This is a genomic window from Acinetobacter sp. YH01003 (assembly GCF_013420525.1).
In the GTDB taxonomy this organism is placed as follows: Bacteria; Pseudomonadota; Gammaproteobacteria; order Pseudomonadales; family Moraxellaceae; genus Acinetobacter; species Acinetobacter towneri.
Genome location: NZ_VOXY01000002.1, coordinates 182,918 through 206,409, shown reverse-complemented (window position 1 = coordinate 206,409; position 23,492 = coordinate 182,918). Strand labels below are relative to the sequence as shown.

Sequence of the window (23,492 nt, the reverse complement as noted above, 5' to 3'; positions counted from 1 at the left end):
CGCAAGACTTGGTTTTTTAATTTGGCTTGATTGTAGATGTTACCTGTTTAGAAAATGGCTTCTAAACGCACTAAAGCACCGAGATAATGATTACGATCTGCGCGATCATCATTTAAATAATTGACATCGCCCTGAATAAAGAACCATTCACGTAAAAATGGTTGACGCCAAGAGACAAATGGCCCCCAACGATTTAAACGTAAGTCATCATCGTGATAATAACCGCCTGTATAAATGCCATAGTTAAAGCGGTTGCCTGCAAAGAATTGATGTTGTCTAAAGGTGTAGTTGTCCCAAACCAAATCATCATCTTGTTCATCGGCATAGGTCAGGCTAAATTGATTGGACAAGAAAGCCTGATTGGGGCGTGCGTGCGTGAGCTCCAAGTTGGTTCTGAGATAATTTTCACTGTCGATGCCATAACGATAAATTTGTTCGGCATGAAAAGAGAAATCATTTTCCAAAGTCCAGTCTTTAGAGGCTTTTAAACGCAGATAAATATCATCGCCAGAACGTACCCCTAAATCGACATCTGTTTCAAAAGGTAGACGCTCGGCAAAGTTCGACCAACGTAATGCCAGAGAACTGTTGTCTTCACGGCTACGTTTGCTGTCTACAGTTTTGTCTGCATCATGCGCTGGGTTTTCGTTGGTAATGGCGACGTTATTTTGCAATTCGTTATCGAGCGAGTCATCACCAAAGACCACACTGAGTTTATTTTCAAGCGTAGGCAGTTTGATTTTCCCGCGAATACGAGGTTTGACTTCATATTCATTATGCTTATCCCAACTGCTATCGACCAAAACCCGCAAAGTGGCTGAGGCAGGCTGTTCAGGACTTGGTTCACCAAACCAGTTATCCAGTTTATGTGCTGTTTTATCTGCCCAGTTGCGAATATTTTTTTGACGTTGATCGAACCAAGTTAAATGTTCCGTTTCTGCGGTGGCAGGTACAATGGGTTCATTGGATTGTTCGGGTAACACCGTCGGTGTAGCATCAATCCAACGTGGAATCGTGTAATAAAAACCGTTTTTATCTGCTGCACTTGGCGGAGCGACAAGCAATTCATAAGGTGGCAGTGGCGTATGGGCTTGATCCACTGCTTGAGTTGATTCTTGTGCAAAAGTGATGCCTGCGACCCCACTTAAGAGACAGCTTAATATAAAAGGCGATGTGTGCTTTATTCTTGACATTATTTACTGATCTTTAAGCCATTTTTGTTAGTGTTGAAAATCTATGAGATAAAAGCAAGACTTGGCTACAAAATCATAATATAAACGGCAGTTTTTAGGCAGAAACCTCTTTTTCTTGATACATTTGAAGTGCTTGGCATAACTGCAAAGCATCAATCGGTTGCTGTAATTGGGAGATGACTTTTTGAATCATTTGCCAACTAATACCTTGTTGTCGATCTAATAAAATGTGCGGTATAGCTTGTTCAGTACGGGACAGTTGTAAGCGCTTTTGACCATGAATCACACGAATTTTTTGTCGTTCTTTCAGTAAAATCAAAGGGGTATGACTCTGTGCTTCACTTTCTTCAAACTGAATAAACTTAGTAGTTTGAATGTGCTGTATTGGAATGAAAGGAAAATAATGCTCTTGCTGCCACACGATTTGAGCATCATGACTATAGCATTGAAAAAGCTGATCGAAATCAAATAAATGTTCTTGTAATTTTTCCCAAGAAATTTCACGTATTGCTGCAATTTCATGTTCAAACTGTTGGCAAAAGTTTTGAGTCAAACGAATCGCTTGCATTTGATCTAATGCGCCAAGCAGTACCACATATTTAATAAAGCGTCCTTGCGTATTGGTTTGTTCTGCCAAATATACCGCACGCGCCAACACCTGTTGCTGATCTTCTTCGGGATCAGACAAATGCACCAATACATCGGCATATTGCGTGACTTCTGGCGCTTCAGGCAAAAAGACCCGATACAACTGTGCTGACTCATTTTGGCTAAGATTGAGCGCAGAAATGGGGCAACTATATTGGCTTAACAATAGATTATAAGCTGGGTTGACGCTTGGTTTTTGCGTGCCAGCCGTCATCTGGGCAGTATCTATTGTCGTTGCATCAGGCTGAGTTATATCCAATGTTGCATTGGAAATGATCGTTTGGTCTGCTGTCGGTTCAATTGTAAGTTCATCTTTAGCCACGTCCACAACTTGAGTATCAGACGAGGCAACTTCTTCTGTAGCGATGTGGTCTGTAATAAAGTCAAATTGAATTGGCGGATCTGCAGCTTTATTTTCTTCTGGGTCTACAGTGGCAAAAATTGGTTGAGTTTGTGCTGCTTCTATCGTTACAGTTTGAGCAGCTTCTAGCACAGCAGCTTGCTTGAGTTCTGCATCGGTTTGAAGGCAGTGATATTGTTGCTGCTGTTCCAACATCCAGCGATAGACCTGCTCTAAATCTTGAAACTCACTTAGTAAAGCAGTGCGGTCAGCAGCAGGAATTAACCAAATTTGCCAACCTGCTCTCGGTTGATACAAAATCGCCCAACCTGCTTCAGGCTGTTGATAAAGTACTGTTTCAAGTGCTTCAAGTTGTGTAAATACGCCACGAAAAGATTGTGCATATAAACTTTGTTCTGCAAAAGTTACCGCAGTTTGAATTGGATTTTGTGAGGCTTTAAATGTGAGCAACTGTTTTTGAAAAATCGGTTTATCGCACAGCATAAAAATTTCTTTAATGCGTGCTTTGGCTTTGGCTGTTTCATACAGACTGAGTCTTTTATGCGTTAAAGCATCAATTAAGTCGCGTAATTCTTTAATCAACAGTGATTTTTCTAGTGTATTCATTGATGCATACTTAAATATGTTGTTGTGCTTTTTCCAAATAATCTGCCAAGACAATATTCAGAGCCAATTCAATCAATTTATATTCTGCCGATTGTGGTTGAGGATAGCGTTTGGCTAATTCGATTAAATGGTTGACCTCAATCGCTTGAGGTGGAATTTTTCTTTGTATAAGTGCTTGAAGTTGTTGCATAGGCATCTGCTATAGCAATGAAAAAAAATCACTTTAATTATATGGATTTAATTAAAAAATACATGCTAAAAATTGTCAGCTTTTGTGCTTTTTTAGACATTATTGACAAAAAATGCGCTTTTTATATGAAAAATAATCAAAAAAATTTAAATCGCAGTGCCAAAAAAGTATTAGCAATTGGGTAGAACACAGTTTTTAGATGTTGCATGGACGATTTAAAGCAAATTTAGCATTAGAAAAACAAACAGCAGCCTGCTTTAGACTGCTGTTTGGGGAGAGAAATGGGAGAGATTAATACAGCTAAAATTTGTGGATAAAACGCGTAACTTAAGCTGCCTTTTGCGAAGTTGGTTCATTTACAACAGCTTCAGATGCAGCCGATTCTGTATTCACTTTTTGAGTTGGAAAATCAGGTACATGCACAATTTGAGCAGATACATTTGCAGCAATTGCTAAAAGTGAAACCATCAAAACAGATTTAAACATATTCATGGGAATATCCATCCAAAGTGTTAATGTCTAGGCAGAAGAATAGACATCGTAGGGAGATCAAACGAAATAAAAAATTCACATGAATCATAACAAAGTTTAAAATTTACAAAATGATCATTTCGGCAATTATTTTAAAAATAGCAATATAAAACAATATATTAGAGTTTTAGCTCTAGTTTTTTGTGTAGGCTTAAATGGTTGAGATGTCTGCAAAATTTGTATTTGGATAAGTCTGAAATGAGGGTGAATGGTGACAATTTTTGACAGTGTGAAATCATGTAATGTTTTGGCTGTGATTGGTTAAACAGTCTAAAAATGCGGTTTTTTTAATCTATGATGGAATTCCAATAACGATAAAGGACAGTGAGAAAATCATGGCAATTGCAAAAGTAGTTGAAGTTAATTCAAGCAGTACAAAAAGTTTTGAAGACGCGATTCAGACTGGAATCGCTAAAGTGACAGAAACAATTAAAAATGTCCAAGGGGCGTGGATTAACGAACAAAAAGTGGTGGTTAAAGACAATCAAATCACGGAGTATCGGGTCAATTTAAAAATCAGCTTCTTGGTTGAATAACACCTCGCTTCATTAACGAAGCATAGTAAGATGACAACTAACCGAAGCATGGTTGCGGGGCAAAGCTGGAACTTTGACCCATTTTAAAAGCACAAAAAAATCCCGTAATGGGATTTTTTTTGTGCGTCTAATCAGCTGGAAGAACACTATTCAGCCTTGTCTGTATTTCAATCTTAAGCTTTAGGTTCAGATACATCGCATTGTTCTGCATCGCAGCTTGCTGCATCGTCAAGCTCTAGCTCGCTTGCTGTTTCAAGGGCTTTTTGCAGAACTTGCACAAAAACTTCGCGTGGCTGCGCACCTGCTAAAGCAATACGCTGATCAAATACGAAGAACGGTACGCCAGTGACGTTTAATTGTTCACGTGCAACTTCTTGGTCAAATTTTACAAAGTCGGCATATTCGTCAGAATCCAAAACATCATCCACTTCTACAGGATTCAGCCCAATACGTGATGCAACATCTTCCAGTGTTTCACGCTCGCCAATTGCCAAACCTTGAGTCATATAGCTATAGAAAAAAGCCTCTTTGGCTTCGCTGCCCAAGCCTTTGCTTTGCGCTAAATGCACCAAGCGATGGGCATTAAAGGTATTGCCAGAGTTGGCATTTTCCCATTGAAAGTCAATGCCTTCAGCTTTTGCCATTTCGGCAATATTACGCTGCATGTCTTCTACTTCGGCAAGGCTGCGCCCATATTTTTGTGCCAAACGCTCTGAATTGGACACTTCCTGACGCGGTGGCGCATCTGGATCAAGTTCAAAGCTGTGCCAATGCACTTCTAATTCTACACCTGCTTCTTCAGCAGCAGCCTCTAAACGTTTTTTGCCGATATAGCAAAACGGGCAAACAATATCTGACCAAATATCAACGCGCATGAACAATCTCAAATTCTGTTTTTTACTAAGATGGGGATGTTACATAAAATTTAAAGCATAAAGCGATGCTAAACTTATTTTTGAGCATCTGATCAAATAGCGTCATGGATACAGAATCATATAAAGGCATAAATGAATTGATTTATTTCACTATATTCTAATGGCTGCATTAGAAAATAAGCATAAAATGCTATACAAATGTGACAGGCTTCACGCTAAGATATTGCAAATACTAAAAAATAAGAGGGCACGCATGCGACGTATAGTGCTAATTATAGGATGTGCAACGCTGCTGATTTTTGGCGGGATGTTTTATCAATATCAACAGCAGCAAAAACAAGTCACTCAATTGCATGCTTATCAAAATGTGATTTATGAAAAAGCCGAACAAATTTTTGTACAGGCACAGGATTGGTCTAAGCCGATTCAAATTGACTTAAAAGATAATCGTTTAGATGGCGACTATCAAATTATGGCGAGTTTTGTCTTGAGTCACATGGTGCAAAGTGCCGAAGCGCGCAATAGCTATTTACGTGAATTAAAAGCCTTGAATTGGGATCAGTTTTTAGATCCTCAACGACTTGCTGCAGATAAAAAACAAGACTATGCTGATACCGAAGCCATGTTGGTGCAAGTACGTGCCATGGTAGAGCTGTATCAGGAACATTTAGAACAGCATGAAGCGATGGCTTTGGAGCAGATTGAGAATCTTGAAATCAATCATAATTTGCGCCGTCATTTAGCAGAATCTTTGCTAGAAAGCCGCCATAATGACCAAGGACACGCATTATTTGAATTGGAAAAGAAAAATTTGGGTAAGGCGTATGTGTTGTTTGCAATTTTAAAAAACAATAAATGGGAGCTCAAAAACAATACCTTCATGTTCTATGAAGATGCAGCCTTGAAAGAATTTAATGCGGTATATCAAGAGATGGTGCAGCTCAATACGCAAATGCAAGAGATCACTCAGCAGCATCAGCGGGCACTGGAAAGCAAGTTGTAAGGTCTGGCAAATCCTTACATCAAATTGTCAAAAGAATGTCATCTGCCGTTCAAATCTCTTGCCTAAACTGTGCCTGTTGATTTAATTGCTCAGCTAGGCAGGTCCAATATGAACAGCATTCAAGTCTTTGATGATATTCAACAACTGTATTTGCAATTCTTAGAAAATAAAAACTACCCGAAACTCGAAAATTTAAATAATTGGGGCAAGAACCGTTACTTCTTTAATCAGCACTTTCGTTTGGTTGAAGATTGGCATCAGACTGAACAAATTGTGATTGAATTTAATCAACAATATTATTGCTTGGATACAGGCAGCGCCCCAGATTTTATGGATAAAGAACGCTATATGACATGGTTGATGGGGGAGTTGTTGGTTTAAGCCGTGCAGGTAAATCACAACTGATCAGCCATCTAGTCTTCAAGATAACAATGCAAAAGAATAAAATTTAAAAATTAGAACAGCTCAAAACAACAAAATAAAAAATCCCCGCATGATGCGAGGATTTTTTTATTACGAAGACTTTTTACACACGCTCAATAATTGTCGCGATACCTTGACCAAGACCGATACACATGGTCGCAAGACCAATTTGCGTGTCTTGTTGTTCCATCACGTTCAATAACGTGGTGGTGATACGCGCACCTGAACAACCCAATGGGTGACCGAGTGCAATTGCACCACCGTTCAAGTTCACACGATCTTGCTGATCATAAATGCCTAAGCCTTTTAGAACAGATAGACCTTGTGCAGCAAACGCTTCGTTTAATTCAAAGGTTTGAATGTCTGCAATTGACAAGCCCGCACGTTTAAGTGCTTTTTGCGTTGCAGGTACTGGGCCATAACCCATGATTGCTGCATCACAGCCTGCAACGGCCATAGAGCGAATCACCGCACGTGGTTTCAAACCTAATGCTTGTGCACGTTCAGCAGACATAAGCAACATAGCAGAAGCACCATCAGACAATGCTGAAGATGTCGCCGCAGTTACGGTACCGCCTTTCGGATCAAATACAGGACGTAAAGCTTGGAATGCTTCAAGGTTAGCATCTGGACGAATCACTTCGTCGATGTCACATAGTTGTTTAAAGCCGTTTGCATCATGACCTTCAATGCCAATGATTTCGTTTTTAAAACGGCCTTCTTGCGTTGCAGCCCATGCACGACGGTGTGATTCCACACCAAAGGCATCTTGCTCTTCACGAGAAATACCGTTCATGCGACCCAACATTTCAGCAGTTAAGCCCATCATGTTTGAGGCTTTGGCATAGTGCTTCGATGCAGCAGGGTTGATGTCGATACCGTGCATCATGCCCACATGGCCCATGTGCTCTACACCACCAATGATGAAAATATCACCCTGATTGGTTGCAATTTGTGCCGCAGCGGTGTGGATCGCTTGCATTGAAGAACCACACAGACGGTTCACAGTTTGACCCGCTACTGTTTTTGGAAGATCAGCCAATAAAGCAATATTACGACCAATGTTCATACCTTGTTCTAGGGTTTGGTTAACACAGCCCCAGATCACATCTTCAACTTCGTTGACATCAAACTGGTTACGAGCAACTAAAGCACGAACCAATTCAGCCGATAGACTGTCAGCACGTACATTGCGGAACATACCGTTTTTGGTTTTACCCATTGCAGAACGTACGCCATCAACGATGACAACGTCACGTGGATTTAAAGTAGCCATTCACGTTGCTCCTTAACCGTAGAATTTTTTGTTGTTAGCAGCCATGTCACGCAACATTTGTGGCGCTTCATAAGCTTTTCCTAAGTGTGCATACTTGTCGCAAAGCGCAACATATTCAGCAACACCTGTTTGGTCGATGTAACGGCATGGACCACCACGGAATGGAGGGAAACCTACGCCCATAATCATCGCCATATCTGCTTCAGATGGTGTCGCTACAATGTTGTCTTCTAAGCAACGAACAGTTTCGTTACAGAAAGCCAGCATCATACGGTCAATGATTTCTTGTGCATCAAATTCACGTTTTTCAGCAGTTGCAACAGATGCCACAAGCTCGTATGCAGTTGGATCAACCACTTTGGCTTTTTTGCCTTTGCGATCCAATTCATATTTGTAGAAACCAACGTCATTCTTTTGACCAAGACGTTTGTTTTCGTACATGACTTGGATAGAGCCTTTGTAGTCAGGCTTCATGCGGTCAGGGAAACCTTCTGCCATAACTTCTGCACCGTGAACGCCCGTGTCAATACCGACCACGTCCATTAAGTATGCAGGGCCCATTGGCCAGCCGAATTTTTCCATGACTTTGTCGACTTGTTGGAAGTCTGCGCCATCTTTAAGTAATAAGTCGAATGCACCGAAGTAAGGGAACAATACGCGGTTCACCAAGAAGCCTGGGCAGTCGTTTACAACAATTGGTGTTTTACCCATTTTTTGAGCAAGAACAACAGTGGTAGCAATCGCTTCAGCAGAAGTTTTTTCACCACGGATTACTTCAACCAATGGCATCATGTGCACTGGGTTAAAGAAGTGCATACCGACGAAGTTTTCAGGACGCTCTAGGTTTTCAGCCAAACGCGTGATTGAAATGGTCGATGTATTCGATGCAATAATCGTGTTTTCACGTACTTTAGATTCAGTTTCTTTCAGTACAATGCCTTTGATTTTTGGATTTTCCGTCACAGCTTCAATCACGATATCCACTTCTTTAAACTCGTCATAGCTTAAAGTTGGGCGGATACGTGCCAAAGTTTCACCCATTTTGGCAGGTGTCATTTTTTTACGTTCAACTTGCTTGGTCAGCAATTTGTTTGCTTCAGACATCCCCAATGCCAATTGTGGATTGCCAATGTCTTTCATGATAATTGGTGTGCCTTTGCTTGCCGCTTGGTAAGCAATACCACCACCCATGATACCCGCGCCGAGTACAGCCGCTTGGTTAACAGGATGCGCACCTTTTTCATATTTTTTCGAGGTCTTCTTCACCACTTGGTCGTTGATGAACAAACCAATCAATGCACCTGCTTGTGGCGTTACCGCAGCTTTAGCAAAGCCTTCCGCTTCCGCTTTGAGTGCGTCATTACGTGGCAAGCTTGCACCTGCTTGTAAAGAATCAAGCATGAGTTTTGGTGCAGGGTATTGTGCAGGATTCGCTTTGGCTAATACCGCACCTTTTGCAGTGTTGAACGCCATCATTTGTTCAAGTGGGTTCAATTTCACTGGGTCTAATTTTTCTTGGCGTTTTGCTTTCCAGTCCAAACGACCTGCAATGGCTTGTTTAACCAAATCAAGCGCAGCCGCTTGTAATTGATCTGCAGCAACTACAGCATCTACAGCACCGTCTTTAAGTGCAGCATCAGGACGTTTAGGGTTGGCCATTGCCATCCATTCAACCGCATTGTCGATACCAATAACGCGGCTTAAACGAACCGTACCACCAAAGCCCGGGAAAATACCGAGTTTGATTTCTGGTAAGCCCACTTGTGCTTGGTCTGACATGACACGGTAGTCACATACCAAACACATTTCAAAGCCACCGCCCAATGCCATACCATTGATTGCAGCAACTTTAGGAATCTCTAAATCTTCAAAAGCATTGAAAATGTCGTGAACAGGCAATGCCCAATCCACAATGGCTTGTTCGCCTTGAGCGAAGTTTGCGCCAAATTCGGTGATGTCTGCACCCACGATAAAGGTTGATTTCGCAGAAGTGACGATTAAACCTTTCACTTCATTGTTTGCTTTAACAGCCTCAATCGCAGCTTTAAAGTCTTCAATCGTTGCACGGTTAAATTTGTTGACCGACTCACCTTGTAAGTCAAAGCGGAATTCTGCAATTCCGTCCGAAAGCATTTGGACGGTAATGGCATTGCCAGCGTGGATCATGCCTGATCTCCTTTATTTTGGAGGACTTCTAAGTTGATGTTATGAAGCGTGTGCGATAGTCCTGCACACATATATGCCTCGCTAATCTTACGATAACTATATCGAAAAAAAATATAGCAAGTTGTATCAAGCCGTGACGCAAGGGTCATGATTTTTCTCATAGCGCGGAATTGCTTTTTGACCCGATTTTAAAATCCTATGTTTAAAGAAAGATGAAAGTGATTGTTTTCTCTTTTATTTTTAATCAGGTTGTATTGCATTTTCGATTTAGAAAAGCTTGATAAATAGATGTTATCAGTGGGTTGTTTGGGACAGGAAAGTCAATCCCTTGTTTTGATGATAAGTTTTAAAGCATGAAGTCGATAGGTTTGGACAGCGACTTGCAATGCTGTGTTCTATTTTCTGCTATGACCTCATGCGCTGAAATTGAGTAGAATATGCGCCATTTTTGAATTTCAGCTGTTTTCAGCAATTTGGGTTGTTCTATGTTGAAGTGGGTTATTTTGGCGATTTTTATCGCTTCAGCGTTGTATATTCAACAGCGCGGCAAGGTGCGTCATAGTTTTTATCGTCAGTTTTTTGACCATTCTACCATTCTCGCACCGATCAACTATTTAATGTACTTATTTTCTAAAGTGCCGAATCAACCTTATATCGACACCCAGCACTTTCAAGATTTAAAGGTTTTGGATGACAATTGGGAAATGATTCGTGATGAAGCCAAAGCTTTGTATGAACAGGGTGGTATTAAAGCTTCAAGTAGCTACGATGATTTGGGATTTAACTCATTCTTTAAAACAGGCTGGAAGCGTTTTTATTTAAAATGGTATGACTCCGCGCATCCATCTGCCGCAGAATTATGCCCAAAAACCACAGCATTATTAAAAACTTTACCTAGTATTAAGGCAGCCATGTTTACCGAGCTTGCACCCGACAGTCGCTTGGTGCGTCACCGTGATCCTTATGCGGGTTCATTGCGTTACCACTTGGGATTAATGACACCCAATGATGACCGTTGTTTTATTGATGTCGATGGTGAGCGCTATTCATGGCGTGATGGTGAAAGTGTGGTGTTCGATGAAACCTATATTCACTATGCCGAAAATGGCACTGATCAAAACCGTATTATTTTCTTTGCGGATGTCGAGCGCCCGTTAAAATCACGGTTAATGCAAAAGTTTAATCACTGGTTTGGTAAGAATGTCATGACTGCAGCCAGTTCTCCAAATGAAGCCGGTGACCAAACGGGCGGCTTAAATAAAGTCTTTGGTTATGTTTACCAAGTGCGTTTAAAAGCCAAAGCTTTAAAGGCCAGAAATAGCCGTTTGTATTACTTTCTAAAATGGTTTTTGATGTTAGGTATTTTCTTCCTAATTTTTATTCGTCCTTATCTGTTTTAAATCATCACAACGCCTTTCGGGGCGTTTTTTTATGGCATTTTTCCATAATTTTAGCGTCAAGCTTCAATTTCACGCTGCTTTTATGTATAGAATGAAGCAACTTAGGGGAAAATTTATGCAAACGTTTCGTTCTAAAAAAGATTGGTGGGTCTTGGCCTTTGTGATTTGTATGTCAGGCTTATTAATTCAATTATTGCTGACCATGTATGCCAAAGGCACGATGCCTGCATTTCCTGTGCACACAGGGGTGTATTTCATTACCATTTTTGTGTTGTGGTGGCCTGTGTTCAATACGCGTTATCAGGTTGATGCAGAACGCTTGCAGATCCGTTGCATGTTTTTAAAATGGGATATTCCGCGCGACAGTATTCAAAAAATATCTAAAACCAATAATTCTGTAGCGTCACCTGCTTTGTCGCTGAAGCGTTTAAAAATTGATTATCTTCAAGCGGGGCAGCCAAAATTTGTATTGGTTTCACCTAAAGATCAGACCAAATTTAGTCAAGCCTTGGGAATGGAAATTACCGACTAATCCCTAGGGTCTGTTGACATTTCATAAATGGCTTGCGCTGTAGGCTAAAACTGAGCAGATCAGGCATGAAACGTAGGGAATAGCGAGACTATTGCCAAGTTTCATAACGCAATCTGAGAAAGTTTTAGCCACAGCCTTTCAGGACGAGCATATTTTTTGCTGCTATTGCGTTATGAGTCAGTCATTTAGAATGACTAAATTTCCTGCCTCATGCCTTATATCAGCTAAAAAACCTTGCGAGATATATCTCTCACGTCGCAAACATAGACGAATTGTCAACAGACCCTAGGCTTTTTAAGCAAAAATAAGCATCAAAACTTTGAGGATGAGCAGAGCGGCATTCTCAAGATTCACGCAGCATAAGTCGCGGGCTTATTCTATTTTGAGGTGCAATTGATTTGCACTGCAATCTACACATATTTCCGATTTTTCAGGATACTTTAAAAAATATAAAGCTAAAATGGGTTCAAGTTCAGTACGAATTTTACGCCCCAAATGCCGCGCGCCGTAACGAATATCATGCCCCTGATAAAAATAGGCTTTAGCTGCTGCAGTGAGTTCGACTTGGCGCTGTTGATGCTGCAGGCGATGGTTTAACTTTTCCAATTCAATTTCAACCAATTGCGGCAGGGCATCAGCAGATACCGCTTGATAATGCAAACTACGGTCAATCCGATTTAAAAATTCAGGGTCAAATTTACGCTGCATGACTTTTTCAATGATCCGTTGTGTGGGCATGCGTTTTAAGCACAGTTGTTGTACTTTTTGCGGCAACAGATTCAATTTATCTAAGTATTGTTGTGCGGCTTGAGTACCCACATTGCTGGTCATAAAAATCATGCAATTGCGAAAGTCGATGGTTTTGGTGCCTGCAGTCAGGGTCAGTTTGCCTGTATCTAGCACATTCATTAAGCCACGTATCACTTCGCTTGAGGCTTTTTCCAGTTCATCAAATAACATAATGCCTGGGCGGGTGTGCGAACCTGCAATCGCAGTTTCATCAAATAAACTATGGCCTTCTTTAGAGCCGACATAGCCAGGAGGCGCGCCTGTGAGTGCAGCCGCATAGTGTTCCTGCGCCAAGGTATTCATATCAATGCGGCAGAAGGCATCGGGGCGACCATAAATGGCTTCGGCAATCAGGCGCACCGTTTCGGTCTTGCCAACACCTGTCGGGCCAAGCATTAAAGTCACTGAAAGTGGTCGCTCTGTGCTGGAGAAATCGGCCTTGACCACATACAGCATTTTTTCGATTTCATTCAGCGCTGCATCTTGTCCAATAATCCGTTGACGTAACAATTGCATGACTTGTGTAGGTTCAAAATGAAAGCGCGGCTTGCCAATCAAACGGTCTTTGGCGGATACATACTGATGTGTACTGATCGGCTGGGACGTTGCGGATTGAATGGTCGGTATGCCGTGTGGTGCGGTCGTCATCCTGCACTTTCCTTCTGCTGACAAGATGCCTGAGCATAGCAAATCTTGTGTTGCCGACTGATCGTTTTTAGCACTGAGCTGATCGTTTTAGTGGATAGATCATGCGCTATGCCACAGGATAAAGCTTGAAAAAATCAGATAAAGCAGCACATCATGTAAAGAATGTAGCAAGAATAGGATGACTCGTGAACCCAAACGCAGGTGAGCATATCGAGAAAATTTTGGCAAATATGACCCAATTGCCAGGGGTTTACCGTATGTTGGGTAAAGACGGGGAGTTGTTATATGTCGGCAAAGCCAAAAATTTAAAAAACCGAGTGTCGAGTTATTTTGTCAAAACCATCGAGCATCCTAAAACGCAGGCTTTAGTGGCGCGTATTTATGATATTGAAACTTTGGTGGTGCGTTCCGAAACTGAAGCGTTATTGCTTGAACAAAATCTGATTAAGCTGCATCGTCCACCGTACAATATTATGCTGCGCGATGATAAGTCCTATGTTTATATTTTTGTGTCGGCAGATCAGCCTTATCCGCGTATTGCCAGTGGACGCGGCAAAGGCAAGCATCAGATAGGCAAGTTTTTTGGGCCTTATCCGAGTGCGTACAATGCCCGCGATACTTTGGTGGTGTTACAAAAACTGTTTAATGTGCGGCAGTGTGAAAACAGTTATTTTGCTCAACGGCAGCGTCCGTGTTTGCAATATCAGATCAAACGCTGTTCGGCACCGTGTGTAGGATTGATTTCGCCCGAAGAATATAAAGAAGATGTTAATAATTCGATTCGATTTTTACAGGGCGATAGTAAAGAACTGAATCAGCAATTGATTGCTAAAATGGAAGCTGCAGCCGAAGCGTTGGAATTTGAAAAAGCAGTCTTTTACCGTGACCGTATGGCTTTGTTGCGTGATGTGCAGGCACAGCAAGCCATTTATAAACTCAAAGGCGAAGCCGATATTATCGCAATTGCTTATCAGGCAGGTGTGACCTGTGTGCAAATTATGCATGTGCGCAATGGCAAAATGCTGGGCGGTAAAAGCTATTTTCCTGATATGTTGGGCGATGATTTGGGGCAAATGTTGGCCGATTTTATTGCCAACTTTTACTTTCAGGTGGCCGATGAAATTCCAGCGGAATTGATTGTTAATGTGGAAGTGGCAGATTGCAAAGAGTTGGAACAAGCCTTACAGCAACACTTCGATAAAAAAATTCAAATTAAACATAAAGTGCGTGAAACCCGTGCCGAGTGGCAAGAATTGGCACAAATGAATGTGCAGCATGCCATTAAAGGTAAACTCGCCAATCACTTTGAATTAAATGAGCGTTTTCATCAGTTAGAGCAAGTGGTTGGACGCCCGATTGATCGGATTGAATGTTTTGATATTTCGCACACTATGGGCGAAGACACTGTGGCATCTTGCGTGGTATTTGACAGTGGTGGTATTCGCAAACGTGATTATCGACAATTTTCAATTCAGGATATTCAGGCTGGAGATGACTATGCTGCCATGCGCCAAGCTTTAACGCGCCGTTATAAAAAAGCCATGCTGCCCGATTTATTGCTGATTGATGGCGGTAAAGGGCAGTTGAATATGGCGATGGAGGTCATGCAGGAGTTAGGATTGGATGCCTTTATGATTGGGGTGTCCAAAGGCGAAGGACGCAAACCTGGTCTAGAAACGCTACATTTTACCGATGGCAGCAAAATTCAGCTGCCTGAAGATCATAAGGCGCTGCATTTGATTCAGCAGGTACGTGATGAAGCACACCGATTTGCAATTACCAAGCACCGTGCCAAGCGCGATAAAAAACGTGGCTCATCAATACTTGAAGTGATTCCGGGCTTAGGGCCAAAACGTCGTCGTGATTTACTCACCCATTTTGGTGGCATACAAGGTGTCCTGAAAGCTTCTGAAAAAGAGTTGACTTTAGTACCCGGACTGGGTGAAGTAATGGCGCGTACGATTTATAAAGTGCTGCATGAATGACTAAATTTCCTGCCTCATGCCTTATATTAGCTAAAAATCTTGCGAGATATATCTCTCACGTCGCAAACATAGACGAATTGTCAACAGACCCTATTTACTGCATAAAAAGCAGTATTTTCTACAAAGGTAAATAGCAAAAAAGTGCATTGACTCTGTCGTCATTGAACATTCACATCAGATCGAAACCCTGTAATATCAACCACAACATTGTTTAAGGAAAAGCTATGTCGTTGCTACAGACCTATCAAGCCATTGCCGAGCAAGAATGGATAGACATCCCGCTTGGGTGGTTACAAGGGCGCACTATTTATGGTGGATTGGTGGCAGGTTTGATGATGCAAAAAGCCCAGCTTTGTATTGCCGATCCGAAAAAGCGCTTGCTAAGCAGCAGTGTCACGTTTGTCGGACCTGTGCAACAAGGTCGGGCACGGCTCACGGCGGAAATTCTGCGTGAAGGCAAATCTGTGACCAGTGTCGAAGTTCGTTTATGGCAGGATGATGCAGTACAAAGCATTTTAATTGCCAGTTTTGGTGCGGCACGTGAATCCAGCATTGTGGTGCAACAAGAACGTACTGCGCCCAATTTTCCACCTGCAACGGAATTGCCTGTTACACAGCATCATCCTTTAGCACCTGAATGTTTTCAGCAGATGGATTTGGTTTGGTCTGAAGGACAATATCCGTTTACTGCTAGTCATAAACCTGATTTTGCAGGCTGGATGCGTTTTAACCCAAAACAGCATACGAATCGTGCCATGACCATTGCCGATTTGATGGTGGCTTTTGATATGTGGCCGCCTGGAGTACTGCCGATGTTTGAGCAGCTTGCTCCTGCCAGTTCACTGACTTGGCATGTGACCTATGTCAATCCTTTGCAAAATCAGCTGCAAGATTGGATGAAATATAAAGTTTTTACCGATCATGCTAGCGGTGGTTATGCCACAGAATATGCGCACTTATGGGATGATCAGGATCGGCTAATAGCGATTGCCCGACAGACCATCACCGTGTTTGCCTAGTGACACCTACTAGCATTTCGTATAAAGTGAAGCCTATTCACGATGACAAATCCTCAAAAAACTTGTGAATATGCAGCGTAAAGAGGGGAAACATTGGCGGTGTCTATGACAACAGGTCGTATCCTGAACATTCCAAATATATTAACTTTGGCTCGAATCGCCTTGATTCCTGTTTTTTTGTTGGTGGCGTATTGGCCGCCTGCAATGGGCGTAAATGGTTATGATGGTGGCATGACGCGTCATATTATTTTGACGTCTATTTTTGTGATTGCTGCTGTGACCGACTGGTTTGATGGCTATTTGGCACGTACTTTGAATCAGACCTCTGCATTTGGGCGCTTTTTAGACCCTGTGGCCGATAAACTTATGGTCGCTGCGGCATTGATTGTTTTAGTGCAATGGCAACCGACTATTTCTATGGCTTTTGCCGCGATTGTAATTATTTCCCGTGAAATTACCGTATCTGCCTTACGAGAGTGGATGGCTGAACTCGGCGCACGTACCAGTGTGGCGGTGTCTACAGTGGGGAAATATAAAACAGCATTCCAAATGATTGCGATTTCAGTGTTCTTATTGAACTGGCAACCATTGGAAATGGTGGCTTATTTGTTGCTCTATACTGCTGTAATTCTAACGCTTTGGTCGATGTTTATTTATTTAAAAGCGGCATGGCCATATTTGAAACAACCTTAAATATCGTGATTCTTCATTAAAAAGTGCTTCTGATTGAAGCACTTTTTGATTAACTATGGGTTTCTTCCTCGGCATCATCCTCATAAGTTTTGGCAATTTTTTCAATATTTAAACTTTTTGCCATCGCATCAAAAATTTCTTTATAAACCCCATTTTGATGATAAAGCGCATCATGTTCGCCATGTTCCGCAATCCTGCCATCTTTCATGACATAGGTGTAATCGGCATCAATAATTTGCGATAAGCTATGTGAAATGATGATGACCGTACGCCCTTGTTTAATTTCATCGAGGCTTTGTTTGATTTGTTCGGTTGCAATGGCATCCAGACTAGCAGTCGGTTCATCTAAAAAAATAATAGGTGGATTTTTCAGGAACATACGTGCAAGGGCAATCCGTTGTTGTTGACCGCCTGAAAGCATGAGGGCATCTGCGTCATAAGCCTGAGGCAATTGCAAAATTTGTTCGTGAATAGAGGCTTTTTGGGCTGCCAGAATCACATCTTCCAAGCTTGCATCAGTTTTGCCATAACGAATATTTTCAAAAATAGAGCCTTGGAAAATATGATTTTTTTGCAAAACCAAGCCGATATGGTCACGCAAATATTGAGTGTCGATGTGGTTAATATCAATCCCATCGAGCTGAATTGTTCCCTGTTGTGGTTCATAGAATTTATCTAATAAACTGATCAGGGTAGATTTTCCTGCTCCCGACAATCCCACCAATGCGGTAATTTTATTGGGCTGAATCTGCATTTGAATGTCTTTGAGTGCATGATGTCCATTCGGATAAAAAAAGTTTACCTGTTGCAGATCAAACTGCCCTCGAATAACTGGTTTAAGCGTACCACTTGGCTCAATTTCATGCTCGGCTTCCAAAATTTGAAAGAAGCTTTCTGAATAGATCATTGCATCATTGACTTCATCATAAATACGATGCAATGAGCGAATTGGGGCAGAAACATTGCCAAACAGCAACACGTGATACATGATCATGCCGATGCTCATTTGTCTATCTAACACAAAATAAGCAGTTAAAATAATAATCAGCACCACGCCAATTTGTTCAATAAAGCTTTTTAAACCATCAAATAAAAAACTGGTTTGGCGGGTCTGCATTTGATTGTGGGTCAGTTTTTTCTGCAGGGTGAGTTGTTTTTCTGCTTCGATGCTTTCTCTGTTAAATGATTTAATCACGGTAATTGAGTTGATGATGCTGAGAATCCCTTGGCTTTTTTTCTCACGTCCATCACGTAAATTACGTCGCCAGCTTCCTAGTTTTTGTGCCTGCTGATAGGTCAGCCAAAAATAAATAGGCACAATGAGTGTCGCGACCAAGCCCACATAAAAATTGGCATAATACATTAAGCCCAAAGCCACAATTGCACTGGTAAAGAGTGGCAAAATATCAATAAAGAAAATTTGCACTAAGCGGGTGAGCGAACCAATGCCACGATCTATACGTGTTTGTAATTTACCTGCTTGGTTGTTGTCCTGATTAAAAAAGGCCAGTCGATAACGCAAAAATTTCTCAATAATGCCCTGTGCCAAATCTTGTGACACAAAAATGCGTAGTTTTTCACCATAAAACTTCTGTCCAAACTGCACAAAGGCATTGATGATTTCTTTACCCAGCAAAATGGCTGAAATGGTGATTAAAATGTGCCAGCCTGCAGACAGACCTTGTCCTGCCTCAATTAAGGCGTTAATACGGTCAACAGCGTATTGTAAAGTTAGTGCATTGACTTGAGCTGTTAATGAGCCGATGAGCGTTAAAACTAAGGTAGCAATCACCAAGAGCTGATAAGGTCGAACGAAGGGACGCAATTTTTGAAATAAATGCCATAAATTCATAAGCTATTATTGTTATAAGAACGATGATTTTAAGTCTAAGGATGAACTTCACGACTCACAAGCCAAAAAGCTGTGTCATTTTGTGAGCAGTCCTGATCCTTGTTTTAGATTAAACAATAAGCTATTCAGCATAGGAATGACCATGAATCTAGAATTGTTTGCACCTGAGCGTTGTGACAACGTACTGCCTTATGACGGCATTGTGCAGGACTATGGTTTGGTGCTGAGTGCGGAGCATAGTGAGCGTTATTTGCAGTATTTTCTGCAACATTTGGCATGGCAGCCTGATGAAGGTCTGCTCTTTGGTCAGTATTATCGGACACAGCGCCAAGTGGTATGGTATGGCGATGAGCAGTATCAATATCGTTATTCGGGAGCAGTTAAGCAGGCACAGCTATGGCGGCCTGCTTTGTGGCGACTGAAACAGCAAATTGAACAATGGGTCGGGCATCCCTTTAACTCATGTTTGGCCAATTTATATCAAGATGGTACGCAGAGCTTGGGTTGGCACAGTGATGATGAGCCAAATTTAGGCAGACAGGCTGTCATTGCATCTTTAAGTTTGGGGGCAACCCGTAAATTTTGTTTTCAGCATAAACACCGTGCCAACAAAATTGAGCTACTGTTGCAAAGTGGTCAGTTGTTGGTCATGCGTGGCACGACGCAACACCATTGGAAACATGCCTTAATGAAGTCCAATAAAATTATACAACCCAGAATTAATCTGACCTTTCGCTATTTTCACGCGGCTACTGAATAAGACTTGATTTAGCACTCTAAATCCTTATTCAGAAATAAATTTTAATTGTATTTAAATTCAGTGCTTTAATGTGTCGATAACCTAAAAATTTAAGAGAGCTCTATATTAAAACTGGTATTCAGTACTTCCACCTGTTTTTCAATTTGCTCTGCATTGTCCTGCAAAATTTCAATCAGCTTTTGCAAATTGACAAATTCAAAACGGTTTTTAGATGCCAACAGCGTCAAGGCATAAGGCGCATCTTTCGATGAAAAACGAATCGGTACAGATAAACCTGCAATTTCTGCATCAAGTTCGCCGTTAGAAAAATAATAGCCTTGTTTTTTGATTTTGCGCATTTGCTGCAAAAAGTCATCTTCATCTTGTGCAAAATTGACTTGTGCCAATTCGGTAGAAAAACGCTGGTAATAGTCTAAAATTTTAGCTTTAGGCAGATGCGCCATAATAATTTTTGGCGATGAGCCGACATAAACAGGACGTGGGCAGCCGCGACCATAAGACAGCAAAGGCGTATCTTTAAAGATTTCGTGATGCACATCAATGCAGGAATCTTGATTGAGTTGGGTCAATAAACAGCAAAATTCTGTACGTTCCGCAATTTTTTTCATAAACGGAATACTGATGGTGACCAAAGGATCGGTCGTGCGAGAGATAAAATCCAATACCGCAATTTTTGGCCCAAGGGTGTAATCTCCCGATGTGCCACTCATGCGCTGCAACAACTCTGCTGAAACCAACTCTTTTAAATAGCGGTAACTGGTAGGCTTAGATAAACCAAGTTCCTCACTAATGGTATCTACATTAATGACAGGACGTGCGGTTGAAAATAAGTCTAAGACTGTGAGAATCTTGCCAAAGCTAGACAGTGCCATGCGGATTTACCCATTCACACCAAAAGGATGGTGTCACTTTATATCAAAAAATCGCCAGACCAATAGACTTTTTAAAGATGGTCTTAGGCATTCTAACGATCAATATCCCAATTCTTTCGTTTGTCGTTGTTATCTATTCAGAAACAGGATTTAAGGCTGAATGCCGTGAGGCTCACGATACCAGCTTTCAATCAATAGTGCTGCGGCAAGACTGTCGGCTGCGAGCTTTTTGCCACGCCCTTGGGCTTTATAATGATCAAGCTCATCACGTGCTTCACGTGTGGTTAGGCGTTCATCGACCATTAGGGTGTTGATATTGCTTTGATGGCGTAAGCGTCTGGCAAACTTACGTGCACGGGTAGACAGTTCCGACTCGCTATCATCCATATTTAAAGGTAAGCCCACTAGAAATAATTGTGGCTGATGTTGCTTGATGATTTTCAGCAAGTTTTCCCATTGTGGAATGCCATCTTTCATGGGGAAGAGGGCGAGTGGGGTCGCACTTTCAATTAGTGCCTGCCCCACAGCCATGCCCATTTTTTGAGTACCGAAGTCAAATGCCATGATAGTTTGGGCTTGTGTTGTTTCAGGCATGACCAATCTCTGAAGATAACCATGTTGGATCTACGCCCATTTTACGATAAGCGGCATCCCAACGGTCGTCATAAGGTAAATTGAAAATCAAGTCCATGTCCGATTCACAAATGAGCCAATCGCCACGGGCAATTTCTTGTTCCAGTTGCTGTTTGTCCCAACTGGCATAGCCCAAGGCAATTTGGTAACGTCCAACGCCTTCGTTGTGGGCAATCGCATCTAAAATATCTTTAGAGGTGGTGATACAGACATTTTCACCAACAGCGATAGATGAATGCCAAGTTGGCTGCCCTGTGTGTAAAACAAAACCTGCCTCAGGTCGTAATGGACCACCTTGTAGAACTTCGTGAGGATGCACATTATCTGCGTCTATATCTAAATCATTGAGTAATTCTTTGATTTGGATACCCGATGGACGGTTGATAATAATGCCTTGCGCACCGTCTTCATCATGACGTGCCAAATAGATGACGGTGTTTGCAAAAAACTCATCATTCATATCGGGCGGGGCTATGAGACAGCGATGCGTCAGATATTGTTTAGTCACCTAAGCAATTCTCCTTAATCTGAGGTGGTGGCAAACAGAACTGTAAACCGACTTGGAAACGTAAACGAGTTACAGCCAAATCATGCAAATATACATTTCTTAGCTGTACTTATCCCATAAAACCACTGTGATGACAACTTTGCTTTGGTAAAAGTGAGACAAAGGATAAATAAAAGAATAAATTTAAAATTTAGAAAAAATGATGTCATTAAATTTATCTATTTAGTTACAAAGTTGAAGATATAGGAACATAATAATTGATTGCTTTATTATCTTTGTGATGTGGGTTTGTTTAAATGTTTTAGTGTATATTTTTTAATCTACTTTTAATTTTAACGAATGTGATTTCTGTTTTTTAATTGCAAAATAGGCAGTTTGATTGCATTTATATTCTCTTTTATTAAATATTAAGTTTGTCTAATGAATAGTGGTTTTTTAATATAAAAAATCTATAAGTCTATTTATTTCTTTTGTAAGTTTTGTGCTTTAGTGTAAAATTTGTGTTTTTTATAGCTTGATATGTTTCAATAAATATACATAAAATACATATTGAAACAAAAAATAATTGTTTGTAAGATGGTGAAATTTTCATCTTTTATAGCTTTTTTTGATGGTTTAATATGAATTATTTAATAAAGGGAAGTTTGTTTGCTGCTGTTTTTTCAGCTTCAGTTTTTTCTCAAGCAGCAATTTTTGGAACTTATAATGATGAAGGTAATTTGTTTCGCAGTCATTTGAATAATCATTTATCTGAAGATTTAGTTGCTAAATTTAAAGATAAAGTAGATTCAAAAGACGGCGTACTATATTTACTGGAGCAGGCACGTTTATTACAAGTCAATCATCAGTATGAAGAAAGTTTGAATCATTATAAGCAGGCTTTTGAATTTCTAGATAAACAAAAAAGTCGTGCAAAAATTAGTCTGAGTCGGGTCGGATTTAAAGCACTTTCTATGGTGAGTAATGATTCGGTGGTACCTTATTTGGTGCCACCTCATGAACAGGTATTGGCGCATATTTCTCAAGCGAAAAATTATATTTTTTTAAAAAATCTTGAGGCTGCTGCAGTAGAAATGCGTGTTGCACAGGGCATTCAGCGTGAAATTGAACTGGCACATCAGGCTGAGTTTGAAAAGAAAAAAGAGAAAAATACAAAAGCAAATACATCTTCAAATGCCGCATTGCATGTTTTAGATGAGGCATTTGTTGGCTTAGATCCAATTGCGGGCAAGATTAAGAATACTTATCAAAATGCTTATGCTTTTTATATGGCAGCTAACTTGTGGGAAACCTTAGGCGAATACAACGATGCTTTGGTGGATTACAAAAAAGCTTATGAGTTACAGCCTGATGAGCAGATTGCTAAAGATGTAAAGCGTTTAGATCAATTGGTTGCAAAACAAAGTAATAGTAGTGTGCCTGTTATTGTATTTATTGAACAAGGTATCGTTCCACAGAAAATTGAAAATAAGTTAGATATTCCGACTCCAGGCGGCATTATCAACATTGCTTTTGCGACTTATGAACCTAGCACTTATGTTGCACCCAAAAGCCTGAAAGTGAAGCTGAATAACCGAGTTTTGCAAGACAGTTATGTGATTAGTGATATTGGTGCATTGGCTGTTAAAGACTTAAAAGAAAAAGTCGTTGGAACTTTAACAACCCAAGTGATTCGTGCCACAGCCAAATATGCTGCTCAAAAAGAGCTTGGTAACCAATTTGGTGTTTTAGGGCAATTGGCAGGTAACGTGCTCAATATGGCAACCGAGCGAGCAGATTTACGAGCTTGGACAACTTTGCCAAGTAATACGCAAATTGCACGTCTGAACTTAACGCCAGGGATACACAACTTACAGTTATCGTCAGGTAATTTGTCAAGCTCCTCTGTGAAGTTAGATGTAAAAGCCAATGAGACAGTATTTGTTTATGCACATCATGTAAATGACAAAATTACAGCAAGTGTAAGTAGTATTCCACGCCAATAATTTTGAAG

At 41.0% G+C, this 23,492-nt stretch carries 22 protein-coding genes; 10 read left to right on the top strand and 12 right to left on the bottom strand.

The window, feature by feature from the left end; translation table 11 throughout:
* Nucleotides 1-47: 47 nt before the first annotated feature.
* The 4 genes from FTT70_RS04325 to FTT70_RS04310 form a co-directional block, all read right to left on the bottom strand.
* Nucleotides 48-1,193, bottom strand: coding sequence for a hypothetical protein (locus FTT70_RS04325; RefSeq protein ID WP_180168325.1), 1,146 nt, complete (start codon nucleotides 1,191-1,193; stop codon nucleotides 48-50).
* 94 nt (nucleotides 1,194-1,287) lie between these two features.
* Nucleotides 1,288-2,808, bottom strand: coding sequence for a hypothetical protein (locus FTT70_RS04320; protein ID WP_180168324.1), 1,521 nt, complete (start codon nucleotides 2,806-2,808; stop codon nucleotides 1,288-1,290).
* 10 nt (nucleotides 2,809-2,818) lie between these two features.
* Nucleotides 2,819-2,998: a hypothetical protein gene (locus FTT70_RS04315; RefSeq protein WP_019836108.1), complete on the bottom strand. Its 180-nt coding sequence runs from the start codon at nucleotides 2,996-2,998 to the stop codon at nucleotides 2,819-2,821.
* A gap of 327 nt (nucleotides 2,999-3,325) precedes the next feature.
* On the bottom strand, nucleotides 3,326-3,490 hold the full coding sequence (locus tag FTT70_RS04310; RefSeq protein ID WP_019836107.1) for a hypothetical protein: 165 nt from the start codon (nucleotides 3,488-3,490) through the stop codon (nucleotides 3,326-3,328).
* A gap of 374 nt (nucleotides 3,491-3,864) precedes the next feature.
* Here FTT70_RS04310 and FTT70_RS04305 point away from each other — a divergent pair, with 374 nt between their 5' ends.
* Nucleotides 3,865-4,065 carry a dodecin family protein gene (locus FTT70_RS04305; RefSeq protein ID WP_004975809.1) on the top strand — a complete coding sequence of 67 codons (201 nt, stop codon included), beginning with the start codon at nucleotides 3,865-3,867 and terminating at the stop codon, nucleotides 4,063-4,065.
* Between the two features lie 173 nt (nucleotides 4,066-4,238).
* Here the strand turns inward: FTT70_RS04305 and FTT70_RS04300 are convergent, their stop codons facing one another.
* A complete protein-coding gene (locus FTT70_RS04300) occupies nucleotides 4,239-4,940 on the bottom strand; it encodes a DsbA family protein (protein WP_180168323.1) in 702 nt (233 codons plus the stop codon).
* A 253-nt stretch (nucleotides 4,941-5,193) separates the two neighbouring features.
* Between FTT70_RS04300 and FTT70_RS04295 the strand changes: the two genes are divergently transcribed.
* A complete protein-coding gene (locus FTT70_RS04295) occupies nucleotides 5,194-5,943 on the top strand; it encodes a hypothetical protein (RefSeq protein WP_104852942.1) in 750 nt (249 codons plus the stop codon).
* Nucleotides 5,944-6,051: 108 nt separating this feature from the next.
* A complete protein-coding gene (locus FTT70_RS04290; RefSeq protein WP_004975814.1) occupies nucleotides 6,052-6,324 on the top strand; it encodes a hypothetical protein in 273 nt (90 codons plus the stop codon).
* Between the two features lie 145 nt (nucleotides 6,325-6,469).
* On the opposite strand, the gene fadA is transcribed toward FTT70_RS04290, so the two are convergent.
* The gene (gene fadA / locus FTT70_RS04285) at nucleotides 6,470-7,642 is read right to left on the bottom strand and encodes an acetyl-CoA C-acyltransferase FadA (RefSeq protein ID WP_004975824.1); all 1,173 of its coding nucleotides are present in this window, start codon (nucleotides 7,640-7,642) and stop codon (nucleotides 6,470-6,472) included.
* A 12-nt stretch (nucleotides 7,643-7,654) separates the two neighbouring features.
* Nucleotides 7,655-9,808 carry a fatty acid oxidation complex subunit alpha FadB gene (fadB, locus tag FTT70_RS04280; protein ID WP_180168322.1) on the bottom strand — a complete coding sequence of 718 codons (2,154 nt, stop codon included), beginning with the start codon at nucleotides 9,806-9,808 and terminating at the stop codon, nucleotides 7,655-7,657.
* 485 nt (nucleotides 9,809-10,293) lie between these two features.
* Here fadB and lpxO point away from each other — a divergent pair, with 485 nt between their 5' ends.
* Together lpxO and FTT70_RS04270 are read left to right on the top strand one after the other, a co-directional pair.
* The gene (gene lpxO / locus FTT70_RS04275) at nucleotides 10,294-11,208 is read left to right on the top strand and encodes a lipid A hydroxylase LpxO (RefSeq protein ID WP_180168321.1); all 915 of its coding nucleotides are present in this window, start codon (nucleotides 10,294-10,296) and stop codon (nucleotides 11,206-11,208) included.
* A gap of 115 nt (nucleotides 11,209-11,323) precedes the next feature.
* Nucleotides 11,324-11,740 carry a PH domain-containing protein gene (locus FTT70_RS04270; protein WP_004975829.1) on the top strand — a complete coding sequence of 139 codons (417 nt, stop codon included), beginning with the start codon at nucleotides 11,324-11,326 and terminating at the stop codon, nucleotides 11,738-11,740.
* A 372-nt stretch (nucleotides 11,741-12,112) separates the two neighbouring features.
* Here FTT70_RS04270 and FTT70_RS04265 read toward each other — a convergent pair whose 3' ends face one another.
* On the bottom strand, nucleotides 12,113-13,177 hold the full coding sequence (locus FTT70_RS04265; protein ID WP_004975830.1) for an AAA family ATPase: 1,065 nt from the start codon (nucleotides 13,175-13,177) through the stop codon (nucleotides 12,113-12,115).
* 185 nt (nucleotides 13,178-13,362) lie between these two features.
* On the opposite strand from FTT70_RS04265, the gene uvrC reads away from it, so the two are divergent.
* From uvrC to pgsA, 3 genes are all read left to right on the top strand, one after another.
* A complete protein-coding gene (uvrC, locus tag FTT70_RS04260; protein ID WP_004975832.1) occupies nucleotides 13,363-15,162 on the top strand; it encodes an excinuclease ABC subunit UvrC in 1,800 nt (599 codons plus the stop codon).
* 224 nt (nucleotides 15,163-15,386) lie between these two features.
* Nucleotides 15,387-16,181, top strand: a complete 795-nt coding sequence (locus tag FTT70_RS04255; RefSeq protein ID WP_096901351.1) for a thioesterase family protein — start codon at nucleotides 15,387-15,389, stop codon at nucleotides 16,179-16,181.
* A gap of 105 nt (nucleotides 16,182-16,286) precedes the next feature.
* Nucleotides 16,287-16,874 (top strand): CDP-diacylglycerol--glycerol-3-phosphate 3-phosphatidyltransferase, encoded by a 588-nt coding sequence (gene pgsA, locus FTT70_RS04250; protein WP_004975835.1) that lies wholly within the window; start codon nucleotides 16,287-16,289, stop codon nucleotides 16,872-16,874.
* Between the two features lie 49 nt (nucleotides 16,875-16,923).
* On the opposite strand, the gene FTT70_RS04245 is transcribed toward pgsA, so the two are convergent.
* Nucleotides 16,924-18,726 (bottom strand): ABC transporter ATP-binding protein, encoded by a 1,803-nt coding sequence (locus FTT70_RS04245; RefSeq protein ID WP_154321120.1) that lies wholly within the window; start codon nucleotides 18,724-18,726, stop codon nucleotides 16,924-16,926.
* A 142-nt stretch (nucleotides 18,727-18,868) separates the two neighbouring features.
* Here FTT70_RS04245 and FTT70_RS04240 point away from each other — a divergent pair, with 142 nt between their 5' ends.
* On the top strand, nucleotides 18,869-19,486 hold the full coding sequence (locus FTT70_RS04240) for an alpha-ketoglutarate-dependent dioxygenase AlkB (RefSeq protein WP_180168320.1): 618 nt from the start codon (nucleotides 18,869-18,871) through the stop codon (nucleotides 19,484-19,486).
* Nucleotides 19,487-19,575: 89 nt separating this feature from the next.
* Here the strand turns inward: FTT70_RS04240 and FTT70_RS04235 are convergent, their stop codons facing one another.
* The 3 genes from FTT70_RS04235 to FTT70_RS04225 all read right to left on the bottom strand — a co-directional run bounded on the left by FTT70_RS04235 (nucleotide 19,576) and on the right by FTT70_RS04225 (nucleotide 21,499).
* Nucleotides 19,576-20,358, bottom strand: coding sequence for an IclR family transcriptional regulator (locus FTT70_RS04235; RefSeq protein WP_179993500.1), 783 nt, complete (start codon nucleotides 20,356-20,358; stop codon nucleotides 19,576-19,578).
* Nucleotides 20,359-20,508: 150 nt separating this feature from the next.
* Nucleotides 20,509-20,952, bottom strand: coding sequence for a Holliday junction resolvase RuvX (ruvX, locus tag FTT70_RS04230; protein WP_180168319.1), 444 nt, complete (start codon nucleotides 20,950-20,952; stop codon nucleotides 20,509-20,511).
* Nucleotides 20,945-21,499, bottom strand: coding sequence for a YqgE/AlgH family protein (locus FTT70_RS04225; RefSeq protein ID WP_180168318.1), 555 nt, complete (start codon nucleotides 21,497-21,499; stop codon nucleotides 20,945-20,947). Before FTT70_RS04225 ends, ruvX begins: the two co-directional genes overlap by 8 nt.
* Before the next feature lie 620 nt (nucleotides 21,500-22,119).
* Here FTT70_RS04225 and FTT70_RS04220 point away from each other — a divergent pair.
* Nucleotides 22,120-23,484 carry a COG3014 family protein gene (locus FTT70_RS04220; RefSeq protein ID WP_154321119.1) on the top strand — a complete coding sequence of 455 codons (1,365 nt, stop codon included), beginning with the start codon at nucleotides 22,120-22,122 and terminating at the stop codon, nucleotides 23,482-23,484.
* Nucleotides 23,485-23,492 lie beyond the last annotated feature (8 nt).

Coding starts and splice junctions, on each gene's coding strand:
- FTT70_RS04290 (WP_004975814.1), top strand. CDS start 6,052: ATGAACAGCATTCAAGTCTTTGATGATATTCAACAACTGTATTTGCAA.
- FTT70_RS04245 (WP_154321120.1), bottom strand. CDS start 18,726: ATGAATTTATGGCATTTATTTCAAAAATTGCGTCCCTTCGTTCGACCT.
- fadB (WP_180168322.1), bottom strand. CDS start 9,808: ATGATCCACGCTGGCAATGCCATTACCGTCCAAATGCTTTCGGACGGA.
- FTT70_RS04255 (WP_096901351.1), top strand. CDS start 15,387: ATGTCGTTGCTACAGACCTATCAAGCCATTGCCGAGCAAGAATGGATA.
- FTT70_RS04235 (WP_179993500.1), bottom strand. CDS start 20,358: ATGGCACTGTCTAGCTTTGGCAAGATTCTCACAGTCTTAGACTTATTT.
- FTT70_RS04240 (WP_180168320.1), top strand. CDS start 18,869: ATGAATCTAGAATTGTTTGCACCTGAGCGTTGTGACAACGTACTGCCT.
- lpxO (WP_180168321.1), top strand. CDS start 10,294: ATGTTGAAGTGGGTTATTTTGGCGATTTTTATCGCTTCAGCGTTGTAT.
- FTT70_RS04310 (WP_019836107.1), bottom strand. CDS start 3,490: ATGAATATGTTTAAATCTGTTTTGATGGTTTCACTTTTAGCAATTGCT.
- FTT70_RS04265 (WP_004975830.1), bottom strand. CDS start 13,177: ATGACGACCGCACCACACGGCATACCGACCATTCAATCCGCAACGTCC.
- ruvX (WP_180168319.1), bottom strand. CDS start 20,952: ATGCCTGAAACAACACAAGCCCAAACTATCATGGCATTTGACTTCGGT.
- pgsA (WP_004975835.1), top strand. CDS start 16,287: ATGACAACAGGTCGTATCCTGAACATTCCAAATATATTAACTTTGGCT.
- FTT70_RS04320 (WP_180168324.1), bottom strand. CDS start 2,808: ATGAATACACTAGAAAAATCACTGTTGATTAAAGAATTACGCGACTTA.
- fadA (WP_004975824.1), bottom strand. CDS start 7,642: ATGGCTACTTTAAATCCACGTGACGTTGTCATCGTTGATGGCGTACGT.
- FTT70_RS04315 (WP_019836108.1), bottom strand. CDS start 2,998: ATGCAACAACTTCAAGCACTTATACAAAGAAAAATTCCACCTCAAGCG.
- FTT70_RS04325 (WP_180168325.1), bottom strand. CDS start 1,193: ATGTCAAGAATAAAGCACACATCGCCTTTTATATTAAGCTGTCTCTTA.
- FTT70_RS04305 (WP_004975809.1), top strand. CDS start 3,865: ATGGCAATTGCAAAAGTAGTTGAAGTTAATTCAAGCAGTACAAAAAGT.
- FTT70_RS04270 (WP_004975829.1), top strand. CDS start 11,324: ATGCAAACGTTTCGTTCTAAAAAAGATTGGTGGGTCTTGGCCTTTGTG.
- FTT70_RS04220 (WP_154321119.1), top strand. CDS start 22,120: ATGAATTATTTAATAAAGGGAAGTTTGTTTGCTGCTGTTTTTTCAGCT.
- FTT70_RS04295 (WP_104852942.1), top strand. CDS start 5,194: ATGCGACGTATAGTGCTAATTATAGGATGTGCAACGCTGCTGATTTTT.
- FTT70_RS04300 (WP_180168323.1), bottom strand. CDS start 4,940: ATGCGCGTTGATATTTGGTCAGATATTGTTTGCCCGTTTTGCTATATC.